Genomic DNA, 22,909 nt, shown 5'->3' with positions numbered 1-22,909 from the left:
GGCGGAGCGCGGGGCGTTCCCCACGTCGCTCCACCCTCCCCGTTGAACGGGAGCTGACTACTGGCAGACGGTGACGCCGGAGACCGGCGTCGCGAGCTCCAGCACGTCCACCTTCATCGTGATGACCAGCGCGGAGGCCTCGGCGAACAGCGCGGGTGGCACGTTGCCCAGCCGGATGTTGAAGGTGCCGAAGGGCGACAGGCCATTGCCGGCGATGGTCGCGAACGGCTGCTGCAGGTCCTGGGCGAAGAGGGTCAGCACCTCGATGTCATTGCCGAACAACAGGTGCGGAGCCCCCACGAGGAAGTCCTGGTTGAGCATCACGTAGTTCTTGATGCCCGCCGTGGAGGGATACGACAGCACGTCGCCCCACCGCACGGGCACCGTCAGGCCCGCCTGGGAGTCGGACGCGTTGGTGCTGCTGAAGGGACGGACCACCTGGACGCCCAGGTTCTTGATGATGGGCATGTGGTGCTGGCAGAGCAGCGCGCCACCCTGGCCTCCCACGCTGTACAGGTCATCCGGCGTGAGGGTGATGCTCACTTCGCCCGTGCCCAAGAGGAGCGTGTTCCACAGCGTCTCCGAGCGCTCCGGGTTCGCCGCGTGCCACTGGGTGGGCATGTTGAACGCGGGGTTGGGGAAGGCGAAGGCGAGCGCCACGTCCTTGGGCAGCTTGTCGGTGATGCGTGCCTGGGCCAGGGCGCCCTCGACAGCGGTGACGGCCGCGAGCGCCTTGTCGGCGAGCACCGTGAAGTCGTCGGACCAGTTCGCCTGCAACAGCGCGTTGATGTCCGCGTTCGTCTTCAAGCCCACGAGCGAGCTGGGGTGGCGCAGGTCCAGCGTCGGGTAGAGGTACTCGGTGACGAGCCCCGTCAGCGCGCGCGACTTGTCACGCAGCTCCTCGCCATCCAGGTTGCGCAGGCGCCACAGCGGCAGGAGGCGCAGCAGCCGTGCCTGGTTGGCGCCCATCGTCAGGTCATCCGCCAGGGACTGGATGTCGAGCAGTTGGAGTTCGATGGCGCGCTCCACGGTGCGCAGTTGCACCAGTCGCTCCAGCCGGGCGAGCTCCTGGGTGGCGAAGGAGACGAAGAGCGCGCTGAAGATGTCCGGCATGCCGCTCATCTGGCAGCCCGGACACTCCACGCTGTACTGCTGGAGCAACCGGGACTCGGCGGTGACGCGCAGGGCCTCCAGCTCGCTGCTCGTCACGCGCCCCTGTTCCACGTAGGCGGGCGTCGCCCCGCGCAGCTCGGTCATCACCGTGGCCATGGCCTTGCCCAGCGCCCGGGCGGCTTCGCCGGTGGGCATGAGGCGCACGCTCTTCACCGTGAGCCGGTGCGACAGGTCGTCCGCGCAGGAGCCCACGTCGTTCACCACCAGGAAGTAGTCGGTGTCCGCCTCCACGACGACGCCCGTGTGGGGCGACTGGAGCACCTGTACGTCGCGGATGTGGTTGCGGCCGGTGCCTCCCGGCGTCATCGCCACCAGCAGCAGGCTGCCCACCGGCGCGCTCGGAAAGGGCGTGTTCGGCAGGCGCAGGCCCATGGAGAAGCTGGCGGTGCTGCGCTGCTCGCTGCCGGACTGCTGGTCGAACGTCCCTTCGATGCCCGTGGAGTTGTTCACGCAGGCCTCGGCCGACACGTACGCCGTCGTCCCGTTGCCGAAGAACTCCGCGCCGGCCTCTGTCTTGACGCCCGCGCACAGCCGGGTCTCCACGGAGCTCTTCGAGAACATGGACAGGTTCGCGCTCTCCGCTTCGTAGCCACTGCCGGAGAAGGTGACAGTGTAGCCCCCGGGTCCCGTGAGGGCCTGGCCGTTGCCCAGGTTGATGGCGGACGGCGTGCCGCTCGAGGGATGGGGCAGCATCGCTCCGGAGATGGCGCAGCTCGGCGTATACTCTCCAGACACCTCGAAGTTCAGCAGTTCGCCGCGCAGCGCGGGGATGCCGAAGGCCTGGGGACCGCCGACGCCGCCCGGCCCCGGCTGACGCACCGCGAGCGAGAGGATGTTGAACGTCCCACCCGGCGACCAACGGGCCTCATCCGCGCCGATGCTGAGCACCTGCACCGGGCCGCGCTGGATGTCCGTGCCCAGGTTCGGCGACTCGTTCTCCAGCGTGGTGTTGAACGCCGCCGCGAAGTCGCTGAACTGCATCCGCTGTATCTCCAGGTTGTCCTGGAGCCCGACGAGGTCCGCGTTGAGCGAATAGAACTCGTTGAGTTTGCGCGCCAGCGTGGTCCGCACCGTCTTCTGGTTGGCGGCGTTGGCCACCTCGCCGAGCACCTCGTTGATGAGCGCGGCGCGATGCTGGGTGAACTCGTTCAGCGCCGTCGTGAGCGCGCTCTTGCGCGTGGCCACCACGTCGTTGATGAAGTTGGACTTGTACTCCTCGATGCCCGTCTTCAGCGTGTCGCGCGTGGTGCTGACGAAGAAGCCGGACTTGGCGTAGCTGCTGGAATACGCATCCGCCTTCTCCACCAGTTGTGCCCAGCGGGCCAGCGGAGGAGGCGCGCCAGCGGCGCCGCTCTTGAGCAGGGCGGGGCTGTACGTCGTCTCGCCCGTGGCGGAGAGGACCGCCTGGGTGAAGGTGACGTGGTTCGAGTGCAGCAGGCCGAACACCGAGACCCAGCCCGCGTGGTCCTCGCCGGCCGTGTTCAGCTTGTTGGCCGCTGAAATCGCCGCCTGGAGGGTGGTGGCCTCCGGCACGGCGCCGAAGAGGGCCCACAGCTCCCCCGTCTCGGTGTCCACGGTGCCCGCCGCGCAGCCCTTGAAGCGGCAGCCCAGGTCATGCAGGTAGCTGAAGTCCTCCATGCGCTGGAACAGACCGCTGAAGCCATCACCCAAAAGCATCAGCAGGGGAGGGCCGCTCATCGCCGGAGTCCCCGTCAGGGTGGCCTTGAGCACCGCCTGGTCCACGAGCAGCCCCGCATTGAGCGGCTGGGCGTGCAGGGGCAGCCCGTTCACGTTCAAGAGGGCGTTCTCGTAGGCGACCTTCCAGAACATGCCGAACGTCTCGCTGAGCTGCTTCATCAGCGTCGGGCTGTTGAGGGCCCCGGGGAACATCTGCGCCTGCTGCACCGCGTACCAGTCGCTGATGGACTTCAGGTGGGTGCGCACGTCGTCCGCGTTGGGGACCTTGCGCTGGAGCGTGTCGTTCGGGACGTCATCGCGGCGGATGTCGGAGAGGGTCCGCTCGTACAGCTTCAGCCACATGGCGTGGTACTTCTCGCGGTACACGTCACCCTGGCAGACGCCCGCGGGCACCGCCGCGACCTGCGAAGCCAGGCCCACGCAATAGGCCGCCTGCGAGCGCGCGGAGATACCGGGGACGTGGGACGAGGACAGTCGGGTGCAGAGGTCCATCGACGCGTTGAGCGCCGTCAGGCTCGTACCGCAACCGGGCGTGGACGGCGGGATGAAGCCCGCGCTGCAGTTCGTGTTGGCGGCCGGGTCGGACAGGTACAGGCCGCGGATGAACTGCACCTGCGCGGGCGTCAGTTGGTGTCCATGGAGTTCGAAGAGCAGCTTCAGCCGGGAGACGACCTCCGTGCGGAGCTGCGCGCCACCGGCTCCGGCCGGGAGACCCGAGGCGAGCCCCTGCTGCACCAGACAGTCGTACTTTGCGGTGACCTGCACGGCGGTGGAGGCGGCGGTGAGCGTCAGGTGGTCACACGTGCGGCAGAGCGGCTGCTGCACATAGAGCGGCGAGGGCTCGTAGTTCTTCGGCGTCATCGCCGCCCACTTCGCGGCCGCCGCGAGCTTCACGGAGTTCAGCGAGGTGTCCGCGGGGTGGAACAGCGGGTTCGCGTTGCAGGCGGTGGCCACGTCATTGCCGAAGTTGTTGTGACGGCACGTGGGGTAGATGGGCTTGGACGGGTCCGGGCACGGGTGGTTGCCCGTGGACGCACCACAGGCCGGGTCCGCCTTGGCGATGTACGTGGGCCACAGGGTCAGCGTGAAGGTGCACGAGCCGGAGTTGACCTCCCGCTCGGTGGCCCCCTGGACTGACTGGATGACGACGAGGTTGCGGTCCGCGAGCGGCAGGCTGTTGCGCTTCGCGTTCGCCGCGGCCAGGCACTGGGTGGCGCAGTTGAAGCGGGTGACGTCCGTGCAGAGCTCCACGTCGGGCGTGTGCGGCTTGGGCCTGCACTCCTGTTCCGTGTACGCGGTGCAGGAAGTGACTGTCTGGCTGAAGTTCGTCGTCGCGCGGCCCTGGACGCCGAACTGGGGCAGCCGGCACGTCGGGTAGTCGTAGCAGGTCATCGTCTCGAAGCCGGTGGACGGGCCACAGGTGACGTTGGTTCCGGACTTGTTGCAGTCCAGCCCGTACTGCCACGGCACCGCGCAGATGTTGGACGGGTCTCCGGCGGAGGCCCAGGCCAGCCGCGTGTCATCACACGCGCCATTGAGGGACTGTGAGGCCTCCGACAGCGCCTCCACGTCGTTCAACTCCTCCTCGGTGGCCTCGCCGCAGGCCACCAGCGCACAGAGGACTGCGAGACACCACGGGCTCGACGGACGCATGAAACACACTCCTCCCGTGGAGCACCCGCGTGTGCGCGGCTCCCGGGTCTCCGGGCGCTTCCAGGGCGCCCTCTGTCAGGGACTGCGATGGGAACCGCGCGGGCCCAGGCTCTGACGGGAGCGAGGGCCCTCGGCGGGGTCGTGAAGGCTGTCAGCGATGGGAACGGAGCCCGCGCCGGATATTCCCGGGGATTATTCCGCTCCCGGTGCTCCCGGGCTCAGCGTCGAATCTGGCCCACGGGTCAACGGGTCCAGGTCTTCGTCACTTCCGCCACGGGTTGCGCCGTGCCGCGGCATGGGGCAGGGAAGGAACCATGCACAGTCCCATTCTCGCTCCCGTCGTCGCGCTCGTGTCCTGGTCCATGGTCATGTGGGCCTGGATGTACGCCACGCGCTTGCCGGCCATGTTCAAGGTCAACATGAAACCCGACCCGTATGCACCGCGCGGCGAGCAGATGAGTCAGCTGCCGGCCCAGGTGCGCTGGAAGGCCGACAACTACAACCACCTGATGGAGCAGCCCACCATCTTCTACGCCATCACCCTGGCCCTGGCGCTGCTGGGCGAAGGAACAGGCCTCAACCTGATACTGGCCTGGAGCTACGTGGGCCTGCGCGTGGTGCACAGCCTGTTGCAGGCGCTCATCAACAAGATCGAGCTGCGCTTCTTGCTCTTCGTGCTGTCGTCACTGGCGTTGGTCGGACTGACGTTCAGGGCGGCCATGGCCGTGCTCTGAGCAGGTCATCGCGGGGCAGGCCCCAGTCCGGCTCCCAGCGCGAGGGTCACCACCTCGGCGATGGCGACCTTCTCGAGCAGCTCGACCTTTGGAATGCCGGGGATGTTTCCCAGCACCCTCGCGGCCCGGAGCGACGCGAACCCATGGCACAGGGACAAGGCGGCGATGGCCCGGGCGACGATGGCGTCGGGCGGCAGCCCCGGGTTGCCCTCGGCCACCACCTCGAACAGCGTCAGCAGGGAGCGGTCGGACGCCTCGTGGACGGACGCGAAGCGCACCCGGTCCTCGATTTCGGGGAGGAACATGATGCGGTAGTGCGAAGCGTGCTCCTTCGCGAAGGAGAGATACGCGGTGGCGATTCCCGTCAGCTTGCCCGCCACGGTGGGCTCACTCGCCACGGCCCGTGCGACGCGCTCCGCGAGCAGGTCGTAGCCCTCGGTGGCCAGCGCCGCCAGGAGGGACTGCTTGTCCGGGAAGTGGTGGTAGGGCGCTCCGGGAGACACGCCTGCGGCCCGCGCGAGGACCTGGATGGTCAGCCCCGTGACGTCGCCTTCCCGCAGGAACTGGATGGCCGCGTCCAACAGCGCCCGGCGCAGATCCAGGTGGTGATAGCCGCGAGGCTTCGCGGCTTTCTTGGCCGTCTTGGCTGCCGGCTGACGCGTCTTCGGTGTGCTCACCACGTGACTCCCATCTTCTTCGTGGGGAGCATAGGCCGCGACAATACGAGTCGTCAGTCCCGCCGTGCCGTCAGGTCGAGCGTCGACTCCTTCTGGATGTGCCCGATGCCGACCTTCATATAGGCGGCGAAGTCCTCCTCGACGAAGTCCTTGAGGATGCCCTCGGTGGGCCACCCATTGCCCCGGAAGCGATAGGTCCAGGTCAAGTGAGTCCCCGTCGCTGTCGGCGCGAAGCGGAACTCGCCCACCGCGTACTGGACGGCGCGCCGTGCCTCGTTGGTGAAGTTCCAGACGACGTACTGGAACCGACGGCCCTCCTCGACGACGAGCAGCTCCTCGAGGGAGGTGTTCCCATCGCGCAGCACCACGCGCCGGCGCGCTCCAGGGCTGCCCCAGGAGGCGGAGAGGACATCGGTCCGCTCGATGCCGGCGAGCTTCTCGGTTCCCAGCAGGATGCGCTCCAGCGGGACATTCACCAGCCAGGGCAACAGCACCTCTGGAGGCGCGGCGATGTCGGTCTCGACCGTGTGCGCGATGAACGGCGCCTCCGGCTCCACGGTGGGGGCCGGCGTCGAGCGGTGCAGCGTGTCCCGCTCCGTGACGGAAGTCCCCGACGCATAGCCGATGGGCGTCGCGCACGCGCTCAGGAACACACCACAGGCAAGGGACAGCAGGGTGACGGCAGGTGTCGCGATCCGCGGCATGGCTGTTCTCCTGGAACGACGAATCTAAAAGATATTTAGATGTGAAGGCATGGATTGTCAAGGTGACCCCGGTCGTCCCGGTGGCGCCGCGCGTCGGGAGCCCGTCATGGAGGTGTGGAGGGGTGGGGTGCCGGAAGGGCAGGCCTTATTCGAGTGGCGCCCTCATGAAAGTCTTTGTCGCGAGATTGTAAGTCATGGGGTCGGGCCAGGGGGTGCGCACGACGTTTGGGGGCGCCCTGTGATGCGGGATGAAAGTAGTTTCGAGGGATTTGGCTTTGAGTGCGTTAATGGCAGGACAGCAACACCGGCTCACTCCATGAGGTGGGCTCTCTTCATCACCCGGGGGTGGGATGTGGCGTGCGACTCGCGCATGAGGGCCTGGATTCGCTTCGTGGGGAGTGGGGCGGGCTTGCTGCGTCCGAGGATGCTGGAGGCCCTGGGCGCGGCGGGCATCGACCTGGTGTGCGGGGACGCAGCTCCTTCGGGACTGGGGGTGCTCGTCTTCGATGAGGTGGACGCGCTGACGCTGGACGCTGTGCGGGCCAGTCGGCTGAGCCTGTCGACGCGGGTGCTGGCGGTGGCCACGACGGCCCAAGGACTCGCGGGTGGGGCTTGCTGGCGCCTGCTTCAAGAAGGGGCCTCGGACGTGCTCTCCTGGGAGGGCTCGCACGACGCGGTGGCGGAGATTTCCGCCCGACTGGAGCGCTGGCACGAGGTGGAGCGCCTCATCAAGTCACCCGAGGTGCAGCGGCGGCTGGTGGGGCGTTCCCCCGCATGGCTGCCGGTGCTGCGGCAGCTCGTCGAGGTGGCCACCTTCACGGATGCCTCGGTGCTGCTGCTCGGGGAGAGCGGGACGGGCAAGGAAGAGGTGGCGCGCCTCATCCATGAACTGGACCGGCGTCCGGACAAGGGGGAGCTGGTGACGCTGGACTGCACGACGGTGGTGCCGGAGCTGTCGGGCAGCGAGTTCTTCGGTCACGAGCGTGGCGCCTTCACGGGCGCGGCGAACCTCCGGGACGGAGCCTTCGCCCTGGCCCATGGGGGGACATTGTTCCTGGACGAGGTGGGGGAACTCCCCCTGGCCCTCCAGGCCCAGTTGCTGCGCGTGGTGCAGGAGCGCCTGTACAAGCGCGTGGGCTCCAACACCTGGCAGCACACGGACTTCCGGCTGGTCTGCGCCACCAATCGCGACCTGTCCGAGGAGGTCACCCAGGGCGCCTTCCGCCGCGACTTCTTCCACCGCATCCAGAGCTGGGTGTGCCGGCTTCCGCCCCTGCGCGAGCGCCCCGAGGACATCCTCCCGCTGGCCCAGCACTTCCTCCGGGCGATGCGGCCCGATGTCGAGCTGGAGCTGGACCCGCATGTGCGTGAGTTCCTCCTCAAGCGCGACTACCCGGGGAACATCCGTGAGCTGCGCCAGCTCATCGGCCGCATCTGCAAGAGGCACGTCGGCTCCGGGCCCATCACCGTGGGGGACATCCCTCCCGACGAGCTGCCCTCCGTCGAGGGACTTGGGGTGTGGTGCGATGCCTCGTTCGAGCAGGCCATCCAGCGCGCGTTGATGCTGGGGATGGGACTCAAGGAGATTGGCCGGAGCGCCTCCGACACGGCGGTTCGCCTGGTGCTCGAGGAGGAGCAGGGCAACGTCCAGCGCGCGGCCCGGCGGCTGGGCGTCACGGACCGCGCGCTCCAGCTCCGACGGGCGCAGCGCGAGCCGTCGTAGCCCGCCCCGAGCACCGACGCCTGGGGCTCAGCAGCACCGCTGCCGGAGGTCCGCGGGCTTCCAGGGGTCCTGGGCCTCGTCCTCCATGGTGGGAGCCGCCGTCGCCCAGCGAGACACCCGCCCCACCGGACGTGAACGGCGCCGGCCCATCAATCGCAGCAGGTTGCCGCCCAGCACGAGCTGTTCGTCTCGCGCCGACAGCTCCAGCGCGCGCACCTTGGCCAGCTCCACGCCCGGATGCAGCCAGGGACCGTCCGAGCCGAAGAGCAGCTTGTGCGCGCCGGCCCGCGCCACCGCCTCCACCAGGAGGTCGAAGCGGCGCACCCCCGCGGTGTCGGCGTGGACATTGGGCAGCCTCACCAGGAGGTCCAGCAGCGCGCGCTGGGCCCGCCAGTCGTCGGCGAAGCTGCCCAGGTGCGGGATGATGAAGCTCACCTCGGGGTACTCGGTGGCAATCAGCTCCACGCCGGAGACTTCTCCCATCACGTCGTAGAGGACGGGCAGGCCGAAGGCCCGGGCCACTTCACATACCTCGCGGGTGATGCGCGCGTCATGGCGGTGGACCTTGATGCCGCGGAAGCCGTGGCGCCGCACGGCCTCCTGGACGCGCTCGAAGACCTGTCCGCGCTCTCTGGCGGCATGGACGAAGACGAAGCCGTAGAAACGCTCCGGGTGGTGCTTCACCAGGCGCGCCACCTGCCGGTTCGCGGTCTCGTAGTCGGAATGGAAGGCGGCCAGCAGCACCGTGCGGGAGATTCCCGCGGCGGATGCGCGCCGCAGGTAATGGTGGAGCGGCGCGGCCGTGTCCCAGGGACCGGTGAGCCCGTCTCCCTGCCCCGCGTGACAATGACAGTCGATGATGAGCATGCCTCAAGTCCCGAACCGCGCGTCGGAGCGCCGTGGAGGGGCGAGCCCCAAGGCCCTGGCGGCCTGGACTCCCCAGTCGCTTGGGGGGAGCAGCCCCTGGAGGGAGGGAAGGCCGCGCCCGTCGGACTCCTCGATGGCCTCCGGGTCGGCCCCCGTGTCACGCAGCCGGCCCGCGGGCACGACCCCCGAGCGTGTGAGCGCGCGGCGAAGGGCTCGTTTCGCCCTCGCGCGCGCGGCCGGGCTGTTGGGCATGAGGGGGCCGAACCAGACGGTGATGGGCTTGGAGAGCCGCCCACCCCGGCGCGTGAAGCCCAGTTCGTAGAGGGCGGTCAGGCGCTGGCGCCAGTGCGTCTGGAAATTGTCTGTCTCCCCCACATGGAGCGGGTGCCCGTCCTCCTCCACGACGTACACCCCGCCTCCAGCGGGAAGCTGGGTGAAAGGGTAGCGCTCCATCCTCGACCTGGACCACGCGATGCGCGGCGGGGAGACGAGGACCTCCTGTGCGTCGGGCGCTGGGGGCTCGTCGTCGGGCTCAGCAGGAACGGGCAGGTCCTCCGGCGAAGGTTCATCGAAGGGCACTGGCGTGGAAGGGGGCGGTGTGTCGTCGCCGGGCTCGGTGTCCCACGGCGGCGGGGGTGGCGCGGCGGCACCGGAGGACGCGGCGTCCCTCGGCGGTGGTGGGGTGTTCCCCGGTGTCGCGGGTGGAGGTTCGACCGCGCGCGGCGTGAGCACGGCGTACGTGGCGGGCCGTCCCAGCAGCCGCCAGGGGCGAATGCGGGGCCATCGCCTCGTCCCGGCGGGCTTCCACGTCCTCACGCCACGCCCCTGCCTCGGAGGGGCGGGCCTTGGACCCGTCCGCCGCGCGGTGCCTCTCGCATTCGTGCTGGCGCGAACCGCCCGCGTCTGGCGCCTTGGGGGCTGACGGGAGGAGCGCCGGACGTGAGCCTCGTCTTCGCCCATCCCCTCGGACTCCTGCTCGTCCTCGCCTTCGTACCATTCATTCATGACGTGTCCTCCTCTCCTCCGTGGTCTCCGGTGGAGGGCCTCCGTCAGCCTCTCCACCGCGCGATTCCTCTCCGGTGCGCGCCGTGCCTGGATCGACGCGGTGACGTCGGGCACGGCGGTGAGCCCCGTCACCGCCTCTTCTGGAGGGCCAGCCGGTTGCGCAGGTGGACCGAGGGCGGCACGTCTCGTTCGGACATGCGCTGCGGGTCGGTGTGCACCACCGTCAGGTCCACGCCCGTCACGGCCCGGTACGCGTGGATGTAGCCCTGAATCTCCGGCCGCCAGTAGCGCGCCCAGTTGGCTGCCTGGCTCGGGTCGTTGGACACGCTCCAGCCGCCGTAGCGCACGGAGAGCAGGATTTGCTCTCCGAAGACTCCCAGGTCGTGGAAGTGCACGGAGCTGACGTCCGTCCAGCCCTGGAGCGACTTCATCGCGTCCACCCGGTCCATCCACGGCTCCGGATAGGGCACCATCACCCGCCCGCCGAGGAACTCACGCATCTCCGGGCGCGACAGCATCCACTGCTGGATGAGCATCTCCTGGCGCGAGGTGGCGGGCAGGTCTCCGAACTGGTTGTGGGCGCCCTGCGCCAGCACGTAGTGCGTCTCCTTGAGCGCGTTGAGAATCGGGAAGCCATCCGACACCACGGTGGTGTCGTCGTCCTTGCGGAAGAACTGCACGCACAGGTGAAGCAGGTTGTGGAAGGACTCGAGGAACTTCGAGCGCCGGTCCGCGGTGCGAATCCCAGCCACCGCCCTGCCGTGCAGCGTGAAGCCATATTCGTGCGCATACTCGCACGCGCGACGCACGACGCTCAGCCGCCGCTGCTCGTCCTGGAAGTAGCCCCACAGCATGTTGTTGAGGGGGCGCAGCGGGTCGATCTCCAGGTTCGCCAGCGGGTCCCGCTCTCCGGGGCCGCGCACGTTCTGGAAGCGCTGGCTGATGTGATTCACCGCCTGGACCAGCATTCCCTCCTCGTGCCAGTAGTTCCAGATGAGCTCCAGCAGCGGCGGCTGGCTCAGCTTCTTCTGGAGGACGCCGTAGGAGTCCGCGAGCTCCGCCTCCGTGAGCCCCGGGGGCACGATGACCGGCACTTCGGGGAACTTGTTGCGGATGATGGCCAGATACGGGAGCGCCACATCCTCGCTCCCGTTCACGTCCACCAGGTAGTCGGTCCACAGCGTGTTGAAGTCCTTGGGAAGGGCACGCCCCAGCCGGCCGCTCTCCTCATCTGCCTTCAGGCCGTCGAGCAGCTTCGAGAAGTCCGCCAGCACGCCCGTGCGCAGCATCAAGAAGCACTCCGTCAGGGAGCGCAGCTTCCGATAGGCATCCACCCCCGAGATTCGGGGGCGGGGCATGGGAGACTGGGACTGGAGCGACTCGTGGGACTGGGGCGAGCCCGTCCCGTAGAGGTGGTCCTCGACGAACTGGCTGTACTCGTTGAAGGAGATTCCGTTGGTGCTCTTGCGAATCACCATCCAGAGGATGGCGTCGCTCGTGAACGGATGCTGGGTGCGTTGCAGCCCCACCGGGACGACGCCGTCGTGGGGGTGGTGCGTCGCGAACGGTTTGAGTTCGTTGAGGGTGTCGCGCACCACCTGCCGGACATCCGGGGCTCCCCCCGCATGAGCGAGGACGCGCTGGCGGGCGTCATGGATGGACACGGGGTCGTCGTTCGTGTCCCGCGTGTACTCCCGCAGCGTGACGCGGACCGTGAGCTCGCGCTCCTGCGTCGTCGGAGGAATCGTCCAGGTCGTCGAGGCTTCGACGTCCTGGCCGGTGGTCCGCACCTGCCGGGGCGTGACGGTGCCTTCGTCCACGCTCCATTCGTAGACGCGGTGGGCGACCTCGGGATTGGGTGAGTCGGCGGATGCCGTCAACGTCACCTGGGCACCCGAGGGGCCGGGCGTGACGGTGGTGCGTGAGGCGACGAGGGTGACGCGAGCCATGATTCTTCCTCCAAAGCTAGGTGACGGAGTTCCGCGGCAACGTGGGGACCCTGAGCGCGGAGGCCAGGGCCCGTGACTTGGAGCGAGAGGCGCACGTCTCCGATGCGTCGAGCGTGCCGCGCAGTGCCCAGTACTTGAGAAGCTCGGCCAGGACCTGGCTCTCCTCCTCGGGAGAGATGACGCCATCGGCCCTGGCCTGCCCGATGACGGCGAACACCAGTGAGGGTGACGCCTCCCGGATGCCCGAGCGTCGCTCGCGCCACGTCCGGTAGAGCGCGCCGAGCCGCGCCGGCTGCCGCTCTTGCGTCTTCAGGACCTCCGCCAGCGAGTGGCCGCGCAGGGAGGCGGGACGGTGCTCCATGAGGAACCGTGCGAAGCGCGGCAGGCTGGCCTCGAGCGCATCGAGCACCTGGCGGTACTGCCTGGACAGCCCCCTCACGGGATAGAACTCCTCCCACAGGTGGGAGAGCCGTGCCCACTGCGGATGGGGGAACAGGTGCGCTCCCAGCGCGCAGCTCAGCTTCACGCGAATCCATGGGACGGGGTGTGGGTCGTCCACGTCGAGCCGGAACACGAACGGCCTGGGCAGGCTCACCACCCCCATCAGCCCCATCGTGGACGTGACGCCCAGGCGAGCCACCGACCAGGCGTCGGCGACGACCTCCGACATCCACCGCTCCCACAGGCTCCAGGCCAGCGCGTCGCCGGAGCCTTCCCGCGCGATGTCCTGGAGGGCCCCGCGCAATGACGCCACCAGGTCCAGCAGCGCGGCGCCCTGGTGGCCCACCTCGTGGAAGAGCGAGGAGGCGAGGCTGCTGCCAATCATCCGTTCGCGAGGGATGCGGATGATGGCGGCCGGGTTCGGTCCGCCGCCGGGCAGCCGTGTGCGGGCGCGCCGGATGGCGGCTCCCGGGCCTCGGGCGAGGTAGCAGATGACGGGGGGAACTTCGTAGTAGCCGGGCAGCGCCAGCGCGTCCCGGGAGAGCACGTCCAGCCCCGCCAGCCAGACGCCGTTCTCCGCCTCGCTGCGCTGGCTCAACGCCTCGCTGAAGATGTCGAAGTGCGACAGCACCACGTTGAACCGCAGCCGCAGGAAGGTGAAGCGCCGCTGTGCCTCGGCGGGGGTGGCCCTTCGACCTTCGGGGCCCTCCATCCAGGCGATGTATCGGTGAAGCTGGGTCCGCAGCTCACGGCGCCCCTGGATGAGGTAGCGCTCCACCGCGGCCTGCGCCTCCATCGAGAGCGTGGCGGCGGGAACCATCGTCTCCGACATGGCGAAGGACTTGATGCGCTCGAGCCGGGTGAGCAGCGCGCGGGCCTCCTGCGACAGCATCCAGGAGGCGAAGGAGCTGGCGGACATGATGGCTCAGGCCCCGTACAGGACGATGGTGTTGCCCTTGCGCACCCAGCGGCCGGTGGTGCCGGCGCTGCTCGCGGCGCGCGCCGGGACAAGGCCAGGGGCGAAGCGTTGCAGGGCCTGCTGGACGGCCGCGCCCGCCACCTGCTGGGGCGAGCCACCCGGTGCCGCGGAGAGCGCCGCCTTGGAGGCATCCGCGGCGAGCCGGACGAACTGCTTGGCCACCTCGAACTCGCTGTCCTCCTGGCTCAGCCCCTCCAGCTCCAGCCCGAAGGCCTGCCCGGCCCGCTGGGCCAGCTTGCCGCCCACGATGCCACCAATGCCCGGGGCCACCAGGTTGCCGAGCGCGCGGCCCACCATCGGCAGGCCCTCCCGGGCCGCTTTCTTGAGCAGACCTCCGAGCTTCTGGCCCAGCGGGCTGTCCACGGCCTTGCGAAGGGCGCTGCCCGCCCGCTTGATGAGGTTGCCGAGGAACTGCTCCAGCTCCTGGTCGTTGCTGACCTCCAACAACTCCGCGGCGAGCTCGTTCAGCTCAGTCTCGTTGAAGACCTCGCCCCATGGGCCCTCGGCATTGAACTCGAACTCGAACGACTCACCTTCCAGCTCCTGGTACGTACGATCCACGTCATGCATGGGTCTGGTCCTCGTGTGATGGGCCCGGCTGTGTGGCCACCGGTTGAGCGGGACCTAGCAGCGGCTGTGCCAACCCATTCGAGGGCCGCGCTCCTTGGAGCGAGTGGTGACGCGAGCGAAGCGCGCTTCGGCGGCGGGACGTGGACGAGGAATCTGGCGAACCGTGCTTCGGTGCGCCCGCTGGCGGTCGCTATCCCGCACGGTGCGCCCGCCGCTGACTCGATTCGTCTTGCCTCGCGGCCCTATCGCTCAGAGCGCGGCGAAGACATCGCCGAGCGTGGCGAGCATCGACTCCGAGCTCCGCACGCGGAACGTCGACTCGGTGACGCGCGCCGCCTCGATGCGGTCGACGCGGAGCATTCGCACCGCGCCGCGCAGGTGGTCCCAGACGAGCAGGAACCATGCGGGCCAGCTGAGCAGCAGGTAGTGCGGCTCCACGATGCGCACCGTGCTCATGTCGTTCGAGCGGTAGGTCAACTCCAGCGCGCGTTGCTCGAAGAACGACTCATGGATGGGACGGAGCACCGCGAGGCTGGGGGCCTTCCACGTCGCGGCGACGTTCCGCGAGCTGGGGCCGACCAGAATCCTCCGGCGCAGCCCGCTCACCCGGGTGCGCTCCTCCGGTGGAAACGAGGCGGAGAGCTTCTGCCGCAAGCCCTTGAGCGTGGAGAGCAGCAGGGGTGAGCCCAGTTGCTCCGCGAGCGCCAGCGCGAGCATGAGGTCGAGGACCTCCCGGGTGTCGAGCTGAACGCGCCCCAGCCCCGTTCGTGGCGGCACGCGTACGCCGCCGCCTCGCCCCGCGTCGGACTCGATGGGGACACCCCGGGCCGCGAGCCGGGACAGGTCTCTGCGGATGGTCCGCACGCAGACGCCCAATTCCTCCGCCAGTTCTGGTGCGGTCCACGATGGGCGTGAGGCGAGGAGGCCGAGGACGCGGTCCAGGCGGTCGATGACGGGTTCGCGTTTCAAACGTGACTCATTCTGTCACCTTTAGAGGGGATGGTCACTGTGTCGCGAACGAACGCGGCCCCGGACACGAGAGACCCATGACCTTCATGCGCGGAATGAGCACCATCAACCTCTGGGCGGACGACCTCCGGGCGGCGACCCGCTGGTACTCGGAGTTGCTGGGCGTGGAGCCCTACTTCAGCAGCGAGGCCGCCGGGCGCGGCCCCGGTTACGTCGAGTACCGCATCGGCGACTATCAGCACGAGCTGGGCATCATCGACCGACGGTTCGCGCCCCCGGGAATCGCCACGAGCCGGGGTGGGGCGGTCGTCTACTGGCACGTCGATGACGTCGCTGGAGCGCTCTCACGACTGCTCGCGCAGGGGGCCGAGCTCCTCGAGGGCGTCACCGAGCGGGGCCCAGGCTTCGTCACGGCGTCGGTCATCGACCCCTTCGGCAACGTGCTGGGTGTCATGTTCAATCGGCACTACCTGGACGTCCTCGGAGCCCGCGATGCCGCGCGCTGACCGAGGAGCCGTCGCCGAGGCCCCGGTGAGGGCGTTTCGCGGTGTGGCGGAGTTCGAGGCGTGGCTGGAGGAGAACGGCGGCGCGCCCGCGGGGGTCTGGTTGAAGCTGGCCAAGAAGGGGACGGGCATCACCTCGCTGACGGACGACGAGGCGGTCGACGTGGGGCTCTGCTTCGGCTGGATATCGGGCCTGCGGAAGTCCCTCGATGACCGCTTCTATCTCCAGAAGTACGTGCCGCGCCGGCCGCGCAGCCGGTGGTCCCGCGTGAATGTGCGGAAGGTGGAGGCGCTGCTCGCCGAGGGCCGGATGCGACCGGCGGGGCTCGCCGAAGTCGAAGCCGCCCAGGCCGATGGGCGCTGGGCCGCTGCCTACGAGTCGCAGCGGAACGCCACCGTCCCCAGCGACCTGACGGCCGCGTTGTCCGCGAACCCCCAGGCCGCGCGAGCCTTCGAGGCGCTCGGGAAGACCCGGCGGTATGCCCTCATCCTGGAGATCGTGACGACGCGCACGGAGACGGGCCGTACGAAGCAGGTGCGGCGCATCGTCGACTCGCTCGGTTCCGAAGACCCTTGAGTCGTCTACACGCCCCCCGGGAGTTGCCGCACCCCCGGGAGGTCCATGTCCGCGATGAAGAGCCGGTGGCGCTTCCCCTCCCGACCCGCCTCCATGCCGTCAGGCAACGTGGCGATTATCTGCCCAGGGAGAAGCTCCCTCCCCAGGCGCCGTAGGAGAGCGTGGTGATGCCGTTGCGAGTGGTGCCCGTGTAGCTGCTCTGTCCCGGTTGGATGGTGACGACCACCGTGCCTCCCGTGGCGGGAATCACTCCCGCATGCACCCCGGCCGCGCAGGCATCCGAGTCATCGGTATAGAGGTCCGTGCCCCACACGACTCCTCCACTCACGGCCGGGCAACCGCACCGGATCTGCGTCCCGTTCTGCCCACGGTAGGACGTGAAGTTGTAGCTGGAGCAGCTCTGCGCCGGTGGAAGCTGGAAAGAGAAGCTCCCACCCCAGGCGCCATAGGAGAGCGTGGTGATGCCGTTGCGAGTGGTGCCCGTGTAGCTGCTCTGTCCCGGTTGGATGACGACGACCACTGTTCCTCCGGTGGCGGGAATCGCGCCCGCATGCACCGCGGCGGCGCAGGCATTCGAGTCGTCGGTATAGAGGTCCGTGCCCCACACGACGCCCCCGCTTACGGCAGGGCAGCTGCATCGAATCTGCGTCCCGTTCTGCCCACGGTAGGACATGAAGTTGTAGCTGGAGCAGCTCGGGACCGTGCCTCCGTAGAGGGCGTCCAGCGCGGTGTTGTCGGAGCTGGTCCACTCGCCAGTCTCGGTGGAACGGAAGCAGGAGTTCATGACGGAGCCGCCGACGACGGCCGTGGTCGGAGTCCCGGGGATGTGGATGGCGCCCACGCCCGCGTCTCCCTCGTCCCCGCCAGCGCCGCAGCTGATGCTGCGATTGTAGTAGTCCGAGTGGCGGAAGCCGACCGCGTGGCCCAGTTCGTGGGTGATGACGTGCTCGTTCACGTCGGCGCTGTAGTCGTTCAGGCCGGTGCCGATGTTGATGATGCCGTAGGGCAGCCCGCCCGAGGGGAAGCCGGCGGAGCCTCCGGTCCCAGACGTGGTCTGCGCGGTGATGTTCGCGGTGCAGCCGGTGGCCGGTCCGCGCGCGAAGGTGATTCGCAGCCCCCGCTCATTGTAGTTGGCGATGGCCAGGTCGAGCCCCTGGCTCAGCATGGGGTAGCTGTCGAAGGTGGCGGTGGAGTTGACGCAAATCCTGGTCACGCTCGAACCGACGAGGTTGGTCGTGCGGTACTGCTCCGCGCTCTCCAGGGGCGCCTGAAGCATCTCCCGGGACGCCTCGAGCGTCACATGCGCGTCACGGCCCACATACACGGCGTCGTCGGCGACCAGGATGTCGTCGGCCGGAAAGCCGGCCTCCAGCAGGTTGGAGATGATCTCCTCGTTCTCTGCCTGCGGGTCCGGGCCGCAGCCGACCAGCAACGCGCCACAGCTCACCACGAGGACTGCCGCTTTCTTGAACATGGGGGCTCGTTTCGCTGACAGCGGGGGATGCGCCGTCCGCCTGACAGGCCAGGCGACACGGCGCTACGGCCCACCAAGCATTTCCCTGTTCAAGGTCGGCAATGTCGTGAAAGCCTGACTGACTGTTGATGTCTGGATGGATCGCGAGGCGAATGCCTCTCCGCCCTGACGCGGGTCATCCGGACTCGGAGCGCGGAACGTCGGACTCGGGGCTGTCCCTGTCTATCGCAGCCAGAGGCGCATGGATGCGATGGTGAAGCCAACGAGGCCTGGACGCTCCATCCGCGCGAAGTAGGATTCGCGCATGCTCAAGGTCTACGGCTTCGCCCGAGTGAACAAGATGGCCCGCGGCAAGACCCGAGACCTGCGCGTGCTGTGGGCGCTGGAGGAGATGGGGCTGCCGTACGAGGTCGTGGGGATGGATCATCCGAGGCACGACCTCGATGCACCCGCGTATCGCGCGCTCAATCCGTTCGGACAGATTCCGGTCATCGACGACGACGGCGTGGTCGTCACCGAGTCGGGCGCAATCCTGCTCTACCTCGCGCGCAAGAGCGGCAAGCTGATGCCGCGCGACCTCGCCGGCGAAGCGCAGGTGCTGCGCTGGTGCGTCGCGGCGCTGAACACGATTGAAGTCCCGCTCCTGACCGCGTGGTTCGTCGACCTGAACGGCGGCAAGGGCACCCAGGGAAGCGATGCGCTTCACCGGTGGGGGGCCATGCGCCTGAAGCAGCTCGACGGCTGGCTTGCGGGCAGGGAGTTCATCGCGACCGACGAGTTCACCGTCGCGGACCTCTTGATGACGCATGTGCTGGGCGCCGGCATCGACGAGAGTGTCGTCAAGGACCATCCCAATGTGCTCGCCTTCCAGCGGCGCTGCATCGCGCGCCCAGCCTGGAAGAAGGTGTTCGACGCCTACTGCGACCGCGTCGAAGCGGGCTGAGAGCGGGCAAGCCAGGGCCCCACGCGTGCCCCCAAGGGCAGGTATGCCGGATTCAGGTCGCCCAACGCCATGTCGGTTCTCGCGAGGAGGCGCGGTTCATCCCGCGTGAAGAGAGCCTAGCTCGACAGCTCGCCTCCCGAGGCCTGGGGGCGTTCACGCCTTCACGCGGCTGAACTCCATCACCCAGTTGGTCTCCCAGCTCTGGCCCTCGTCGGGAGAGAAGGCCTGCTCCCAGCGAGCGGTGTCCTGGCCCAGTCGGGTCCAGGTGAAGCGCACACGGATGGCGCGGCCCTCGAACGTGTCGTTCGTCTCGAACACGCCCACGTCACCCGAGAAGCAGCCCAGCACGGGTGGGTCGATGGTGTGGTTCCGGTTGTCCACCCAGGTGATGGACCACTGCTTCGTCGCGGGGTTGTAGACCCGGAGCGCCAGGCCCACGAAGCCGGGCCAGAACTCGCTGCGATAGGTCTCCTGATTGCCGAGCCCGCCCGGCAGGGGATGCTCCTCGGCGGTGGCCTCGAACGCGACCCACTCGGTGCATCCCTTCAACCGCTCCTTGATCCGACGGTTGTGCACCCGCCAGGTTCCCATGAGGAAGTCGAAGTCTGCCGCCCCGTCGTTCTGTCCCTGTGTCCGCACGCAAGCTTCTCCGTTCAGGATATCGAGGCCCCACCTCGGGGCCACTGAACGCGCACGGTAGAGAGCATATAGGGCGAACCCCGCCCTGATTCGGACAGGCCCTGACTTACTCCTTCCGGGAGGTCTTGCGCCGCGTGAGCCGCGCCTCGAGCCCGGCGAGCATGGCCTCGAGCCCGAACTCGAATTCCTTCTCGATGTCGTGTCGGGCGAGGACGGCCACCAGCTCATGGACGCGGGGGAAGTCCTGCTTGCTGAGCTGCTCGTAGGCGGGCCGGGACTCCTCCTCGGGTCGGGTCGGCGAGTAGCCCGCGACAGTGTGGCCGACGACGAAGGCCACCATCACCTGCAAGGTGCAGAGGGCCTCATCGGCACTGAAGCCCGCCTTCCGGAGCAACTCGAGCGCCGCTTCGACGTGGATGATGGACGCAGGCGTGACGGCGGGGCGCGTCGCGAAGAGCGGCAGCGTGTGCGGATGAGCGCGGAGCACGAGCCTCAAGGCCCGCGCGTTGTCTCGGAGGGCGACCTGCCAGGTCGCCGCCTTCGTCGCCGCGGGCATCTCGGCGAGGACGATTTCGAACAGGCCGTCGAGGATGGCCGCCTTGTTGGCGACGTGGTTGTAGAGGGACATCGCCTCCACGCCCAGCTCCTGCCCGACACGCCGCATGGAGATCGCCTCGAGCCCTTCGCTATCAACGACGCCCAGTGCCGCCCGCAGGATGCGCTCTCTCGAAAGGGGTTCGCGTTTGGTGGACTGTCTCATGGCTTCCTTGACAGACTTACGACATAAGCTTACGTTGTAAGTCAATCATGTGGATTCGAGAGCGAGCGGTCGAGGAAGCCACTCCGTTGCCCCACGGCGCCACGCAGTCGGATGAGGTTCGCCTGCGCCAGTGGGTTGAACATCTCGCGATTCCCCGGCACCTCTTCGCGAACGCCCGGAACAATGCCTGGGTGCGTGACGAGCTCGGGGCGGCCTTCGAGCGCTACGGCCTGTCGGTGCGAATCCAGGGTCGATATCGGAACGTCGTGGCGCTGCCTCGACACGCGAAGGGCAGGCCGGTGACGTTCGTGGCGGCCCACTACGACAGCGTTCCGGATTGCCCCGGTGCCGATGACAATGCGAGCGGCCTGGCGGTGATGCTGGAGTGTGCGCGGGTCCTCGCGCAATCCGACGCGGGCCCGCACGTGGGCTTCATCGGGTTCAACGCGGAGGAGGATGGGCTGTTGGGCAGCCGTGACTTCGTCGCCCATGGACTGCCGGCGCTTCCCTGCCAGCTGGGCATGGCGCACGTGCTTGAGATGGTCGGCTTTCGCAAACGCTCAGGCCCGGTCCAGGCGCTGCCGTTTCCGTGGGTCCCCCAGAGCCTCAGGGCGCCCGACTTCCTCGGGCTCGTGGGGAAGGGTCGCTCCAACGCCATCATGGACCGCGCCGTCAACTCGACCGAGTCGCCAGGGCTGCGGTTGATGACGGCGAAGACGTGGGGACCGCTCCACGTCCTGCTGCCCGACCTGATGCGCAGTGACCACTTCCCGTTCTGGACCGCTGGGAAGCCCGCTGTGCTCTGGACCGATACCGGGAACTTTCGCAACCCGCACTACCACTGCTCGACGGATACGCCGGACACCCTCGACTACGGCTTCATGCGAGAGGTGTCCGTGCTGCTCAACGCGGTGGTCTCCAAGGGAGTCGTCTGACCTTCGCGCCGCGCGCAAGCAAACCCTTGCGCGCGGGCGTCCCTGGGACTCGCTCCGTCAGGGCTTCCCGGCGGCCTCGGCGGGGCAGCCAGCCGTCGCGGTGTCGCGCTGGATGCGTCCGAGCGCGGGAGCCGCCAGCGGCTTGCCCCGGGTCTTCCAGTGCTCCACGAGCGCGTCGCGCAGCGTCAGCGCCTGACGCTCACCCAGGTCGATGCTCCCGGGCGCCAGCGTCTTGAGCACGTCCTCCAGCCCCCCACCGCCGCGCGCCAGGAAGTCCGGCATGGCCACGCGGAATCGCTTGTTGGCCGGGAGCGCCTTCCCATTCGGCAGGGTGACGGAGGTGAGCCGCGAGGCCCCGTTGCACAGCTCCACCCGCACCTTCAGCCCCGACACCTGGAGGACGCCCTTGCGCCCAAAGCCGGCCTCCAGCAGCTTGCGCAGCTCCGCCGCCGAGACGGTGATGACGGCGAGGGTGTTGTCGAAGGGAAGCACCTCGTAGAACGCGCCGTAGGTGAGCTCGCCGGCCGGCAGGTCCGCGCGCAGCCCGCCGCTGTTGATTACCGCCACGTCCGTCGCGGAGACCTCGCGCAGCGCGTCCGCCAGCACGTTGCCGAGCGTGCTCTCCGCGTCATAGTTGCGGGTGAGCGCGGTGGGAACACGCACGCCCAGCGAGCGCTTCTGCTCCTGCTCCACGCGAGCGAACGCCGCGGTGAGCTGTGACTCCATCGCCGCGTCGGCCACCACCGGGCGCCCCCGGAAGGTGGCGGGGACCAGCTCCAGGCTCTTCGCCGCCTTCAGCTTCCGCTCGTCACACGTGCCCAGCGTCGCGTCCATGCGCGCGCACACGGGGATGGAGCCCTGAAGCACGGTCTGCTCGGGGAGCACTTTGCGCGTCACCGGGTCCACGAAGAGCTCCACGAGCCCGAACGCGCGGCCCCGGCCCGACGTCTCGATGACCGGCGTGCCGCGAATGAAGTGGCCCACGGGCTGGTGTGTGTGCCCGGCCACCACCGCATCCAACGTCCCCTCGGGCAGGTTCTCCAGCAGCTCCACGATCTCGCTGTCCCCGCGGTCGCACGAGGAGGCGTCGCGAGGGTCGTCCTGGCGCTTGCACACCGCCCCCGCGTGCGCCACCGCCACCACCACTTCGGCCCCGCGCGCGCGCAGGGCCTGGGCCGCGGCGAGCGCCGACTGAGCCAGGGGCGCGAAGCGCAGGCTCGCCACATTCACGGGATTGGTCACCTGCGGGGTGTGGGGCGTGGCCAGGCCGAGGATGCCGATGCGCACCCCGCGCCGCTCCACCAGCCGCATGCCCTCGTTGCCGAGCCAGGTGGGAATCGCGCCCGTCTGGCTGTCGGTGACGTTGACCCCGAGCACCGGGAAGCGCGCCTGGGCGATGCGCGCCTTGAGCGCGCCGAACGGGTCATCCCCGTCGAGCGCCACCGAGCGGGGCCCCACGGGCCCGTAGTCGAACTCGTGGTTGCCGAGCGCCGAGGCGTCATACGCGAGCGTGTTCATCGCGCTGATGACCACCTCGCCCTCGGTGAGGTTGGAGGCGAGGGTGCCCTGGAAGAGGTCGCCTCCGTCCAGCAGCAGCACGCCGTCCGGATTCTCCGCCCGAAGGATGGACACGTAGCCCGCGAGCGTCGCCAGGCCGCCCTGGTCCACCCCGGTGCCGTCGGGCAGCGTGGCGCGGGAGGGCATCACCCAGCCGTGCAAGTCGTTGGTCCCCACCACGGTGATGCGCAGGGGGGCCGGCGCGGCTTTCACCTCGCTCGGGGGCGCGGGCGCCACCGGAGCGGCCTCCGGCACGGGCGGAGTGGACGAGGCGCAGGCGGCGAGGAGGGCGGACAGCAGCCCGAGGCGGAAGGGACGGATGGCGGAAGTCACACGCCCGTCTAGAACGGTGTCCCCGCCGGATTCAAGGGCCCTCGCT

At 68.8% G+C, this 22,909-nt stretch carries 19 protein-coding genes; 6 read left to right on the top strand and 13 right to left on the bottom strand.

Annotated elements, in window-relative coordinates; genetic code table 11:
* Positions 1-57: 57 nt before the first annotated feature.
* Complete coding sequence (locus tag HUA78_RS02400) at positions 58-4,524, bottom strand: hypothetical protein (protein WP_174475574.1); 4,467 nt, start codon at positions 4,522-4,524, stop codon at positions 58-60.
* A gap of 314 nt (positions 4,525-4,838) precedes the next feature.
* Here HUA78_RS02400 and HUA78_RS02395 point away from each other — a divergent pair, with 314 nt between their 5' ends.
* Positions 4,839-5,258 (top strand): MAPEG family protein, encoded by a 420-nt coding sequence (locus tag HUA78_RS02395; protein ID WP_174461348.1) that lies wholly within the window; start codon positions 4,839-4,841, stop codon positions 5,256-5,258.
* Between the two features lie 5 nt (positions 5,259-5,263).
* Here the strand turns inward: HUA78_RS02395 and HUA78_RS02390 are convergent, their stop codons facing one another.
* The gene (locus HUA78_RS02390; RefSeq protein ID WP_174453365.1) at positions 5,264-5,935 is read right to left on the bottom strand and encodes a TetR/AcrR family transcriptional regulator; all 672 of its coding nucleotides are present in this window, start codon (positions 5,933-5,935) and stop codon (positions 5,264-5,266) included.
* A 53-nt stretch (positions 5,936-5,988) separates the two neighbouring features.
* Positions 5,989-6,639, bottom strand: coding sequence for an SRPBCC family protein (locus tag HUA78_RS02385; protein ID WP_174453366.1), 651 nt, complete (start codon positions 6,637-6,639; stop codon positions 5,989-5,991).
* 316 nt (positions 6,640-6,955) lie between these two features.
* On the opposite strand from HUA78_RS02385, the gene HUA78_RS02380 reads away from it, so the two are divergent.
* A complete protein-coding gene (locus HUA78_RS02380) occupies positions 6,956-8,362 on the top strand; it encodes a sigma-54 dependent transcriptional regulator (protein ID WP_254623526.1) in 1,407 nt (468 codons plus the stop codon).
* 27 nt (positions 8,363-8,389) lie between these two features.
* On the opposite strand, the gene HUA78_RS02375 is transcribed toward HUA78_RS02380, so the two are convergent.
* The 6 genes from HUA78_RS02375 to HUA78_RS02350 form a co-directional block, all read right to left on the bottom strand.
* Positions 8,390-9,229 carry an amidohydrolase family protein gene (locus HUA78_RS02375; protein WP_174453367.1) on the bottom strand — a complete coding sequence of 280 codons (840 nt, stop codon included), beginning with the start codon at positions 9,227-9,229 and terminating at the stop codon, positions 8,390-8,392.
* 3 nt (positions 9,230-9,232) lie between these two features.
* Positions 9,233-10,045 (bottom strand): hypothetical protein, encoded by an 813-nt coding sequence (locus HUA78_RS45875; protein ID WP_217442323.1) that lies wholly within the window; start codon positions 10,043-10,045, stop codon positions 9,233-9,235.
* A 317-nt stretch (positions 10,046-10,362) separates the two neighbouring features.
* Entirely contained in the window at positions 10,363-12,183 is a 1,821-nt protein-coding gene (locus HUA78_RS02365; RefSeq protein WP_174475573.1) for a hypothetical protein, read from the bottom strand.
* A gap of 16 nt (positions 12,184-12,199) precedes the next feature.
* Positions 12,200-13,543, bottom strand: a complete 1,344-nt coding sequence (locus tag HUA78_RS02360; protein WP_174453370.1) for a hypothetical protein — start codon at positions 13,541-13,543, stop codon at positions 12,200-12,202.
* A 6-nt stretch (positions 13,544-13,549) separates the two neighbouring features.
* On the bottom strand, positions 13,550-14,173 hold the full coding sequence (locus tag HUA78_RS02355) for a hypothetical protein (protein WP_174464788.1): 624 nt from the start codon (positions 14,171-14,173) through the stop codon (positions 13,550-13,552).
* Between the two features lie 249 nt (positions 14,174-14,422).
* A complete protein-coding gene (locus HUA78_RS02350; RefSeq protein ID WP_174475572.1) occupies positions 14,423-15,142 on the bottom strand; it encodes a YafY family protein in 720 nt (239 codons plus the stop codon).
* A gap of 77 nt (positions 15,143-15,219) precedes the next feature.
* Here HUA78_RS02350 and HUA78_RS02345 point away from each other — a divergent pair, with 77 nt between their 5' ends.
* A complete protein-coding gene (locus HUA78_RS02345) occupies positions 15,220-15,648 on the top strand; it encodes a VOC family protein (protein WP_141642729.1) in 429 nt (142 codons plus the stop codon).
* Complete coding sequence (locus HUA78_RS02340; protein WP_174475571.1) at positions 15,635-16,222, top strand: YdeI family protein; 588 nt, start codon at positions 15,635-15,637, stop codon at positions 16,220-16,222. The genes HUA78_RS02345 and HUA78_RS02340 overlap by 14 nt, the downstream gene beginning before the upstream one ends.
* A 115-nt stretch (positions 16,223-16,337) precedes the next feature.
* On the opposite strand, the gene HUA78_RS47425 is transcribed toward HUA78_RS02340, so the two are convergent.
* Positions 16,338-17,696 carry a M57 family metalloprotease gene (locus HUA78_RS47425; RefSeq protein WP_174461342.1) on the bottom strand — a complete coding sequence of 453 codons (1,359 nt, stop codon included), beginning with the start codon at positions 17,694-17,696 and terminating at the stop codon, positions 16,338-16,340.
* A 304-nt stretch (positions 17,697-18,000) separates the two neighbouring features.
* On the opposite strand from HUA78_RS47425, the gene HUA78_RS02330 reads away from it, so the two are divergent.
* Positions 18,001-18,639: a glutathione S-transferase family protein gene (locus HUA78_RS02330; protein ID WP_174475570.1), complete on the top strand. Its 639-nt coding sequence runs from the start codon at positions 18,001-18,003 to the stop codon at positions 18,637-18,639.
* 153 nt (positions 18,640-18,792) lie between these two features.
* Here the strand turns inward: HUA78_RS02330 and HUA78_RS02325 are convergent, their stop codons facing one another.
* Positions 18,793-19,278 carry a hypothetical protein gene (locus HUA78_RS02325; RefSeq protein WP_371745474.1) on the bottom strand — a complete coding sequence of 162 codons (486 nt, stop codon included), beginning with the start codon at positions 19,276-19,278 and terminating at the stop codon, positions 18,793-18,795.
* A gap of 106 nt (positions 19,279-19,384) precedes the next feature.
* Complete coding sequence (locus tag HUA78_RS02320; protein WP_174464784.1) at positions 19,385-20,038, bottom strand: TetR/AcrR family transcriptional regulator C-terminal domain-containing protein; 654 nt, start codon at positions 20,036-20,038, stop codon at positions 19,385-19,387.
* Positions 20,039-20,085: 47 nt separating this feature from the next.
* On the opposite strand from HUA78_RS02320, the gene HUA78_RS02315 reads away from it, so the two are divergent.
* Positions 20,086-20,973 carry a M28 family peptidase gene (locus HUA78_RS02315; RefSeq protein WP_174475569.1) on the top strand — a complete coding sequence of 296 codons (888 nt, stop codon included), beginning with the start codon at positions 20,086-20,088 and terminating at the stop codon, positions 20,971-20,973.
* 57 nt (positions 20,974-21,030) lie between these two features.
* Here the strand turns inward: HUA78_RS02315 and HUA78_RS02310 are convergent, their stop codons facing one another.
* Positions 21,031-22,863, bottom strand: coding sequence for a 5'-nucleotidase C-terminal domain-containing protein (locus HUA78_RS02310; RefSeq protein WP_174464782.1), 1,833 nt, complete (start codon positions 22,861-22,863; stop codon positions 21,031-21,033).
* Positions 22,864-22,909 lie beyond the last annotated feature (46 nt).

The organism is Myxococcus sp. CA033 (assembly GCF_013336625.1).
In the GTDB taxonomy this organism is placed as follows: domain Bacteria; phylum Myxococcota; class Myxococcia; order Myxococcales; family Myxococcaceae; genus Myxococcus; species Myxococcus llanfairpwllgwyngyllgogerychwyrndrobwllllantysiliogogogochensis.
This window is presented reverse-complemented; position numbering and strand designations above follow the sequence as displayed.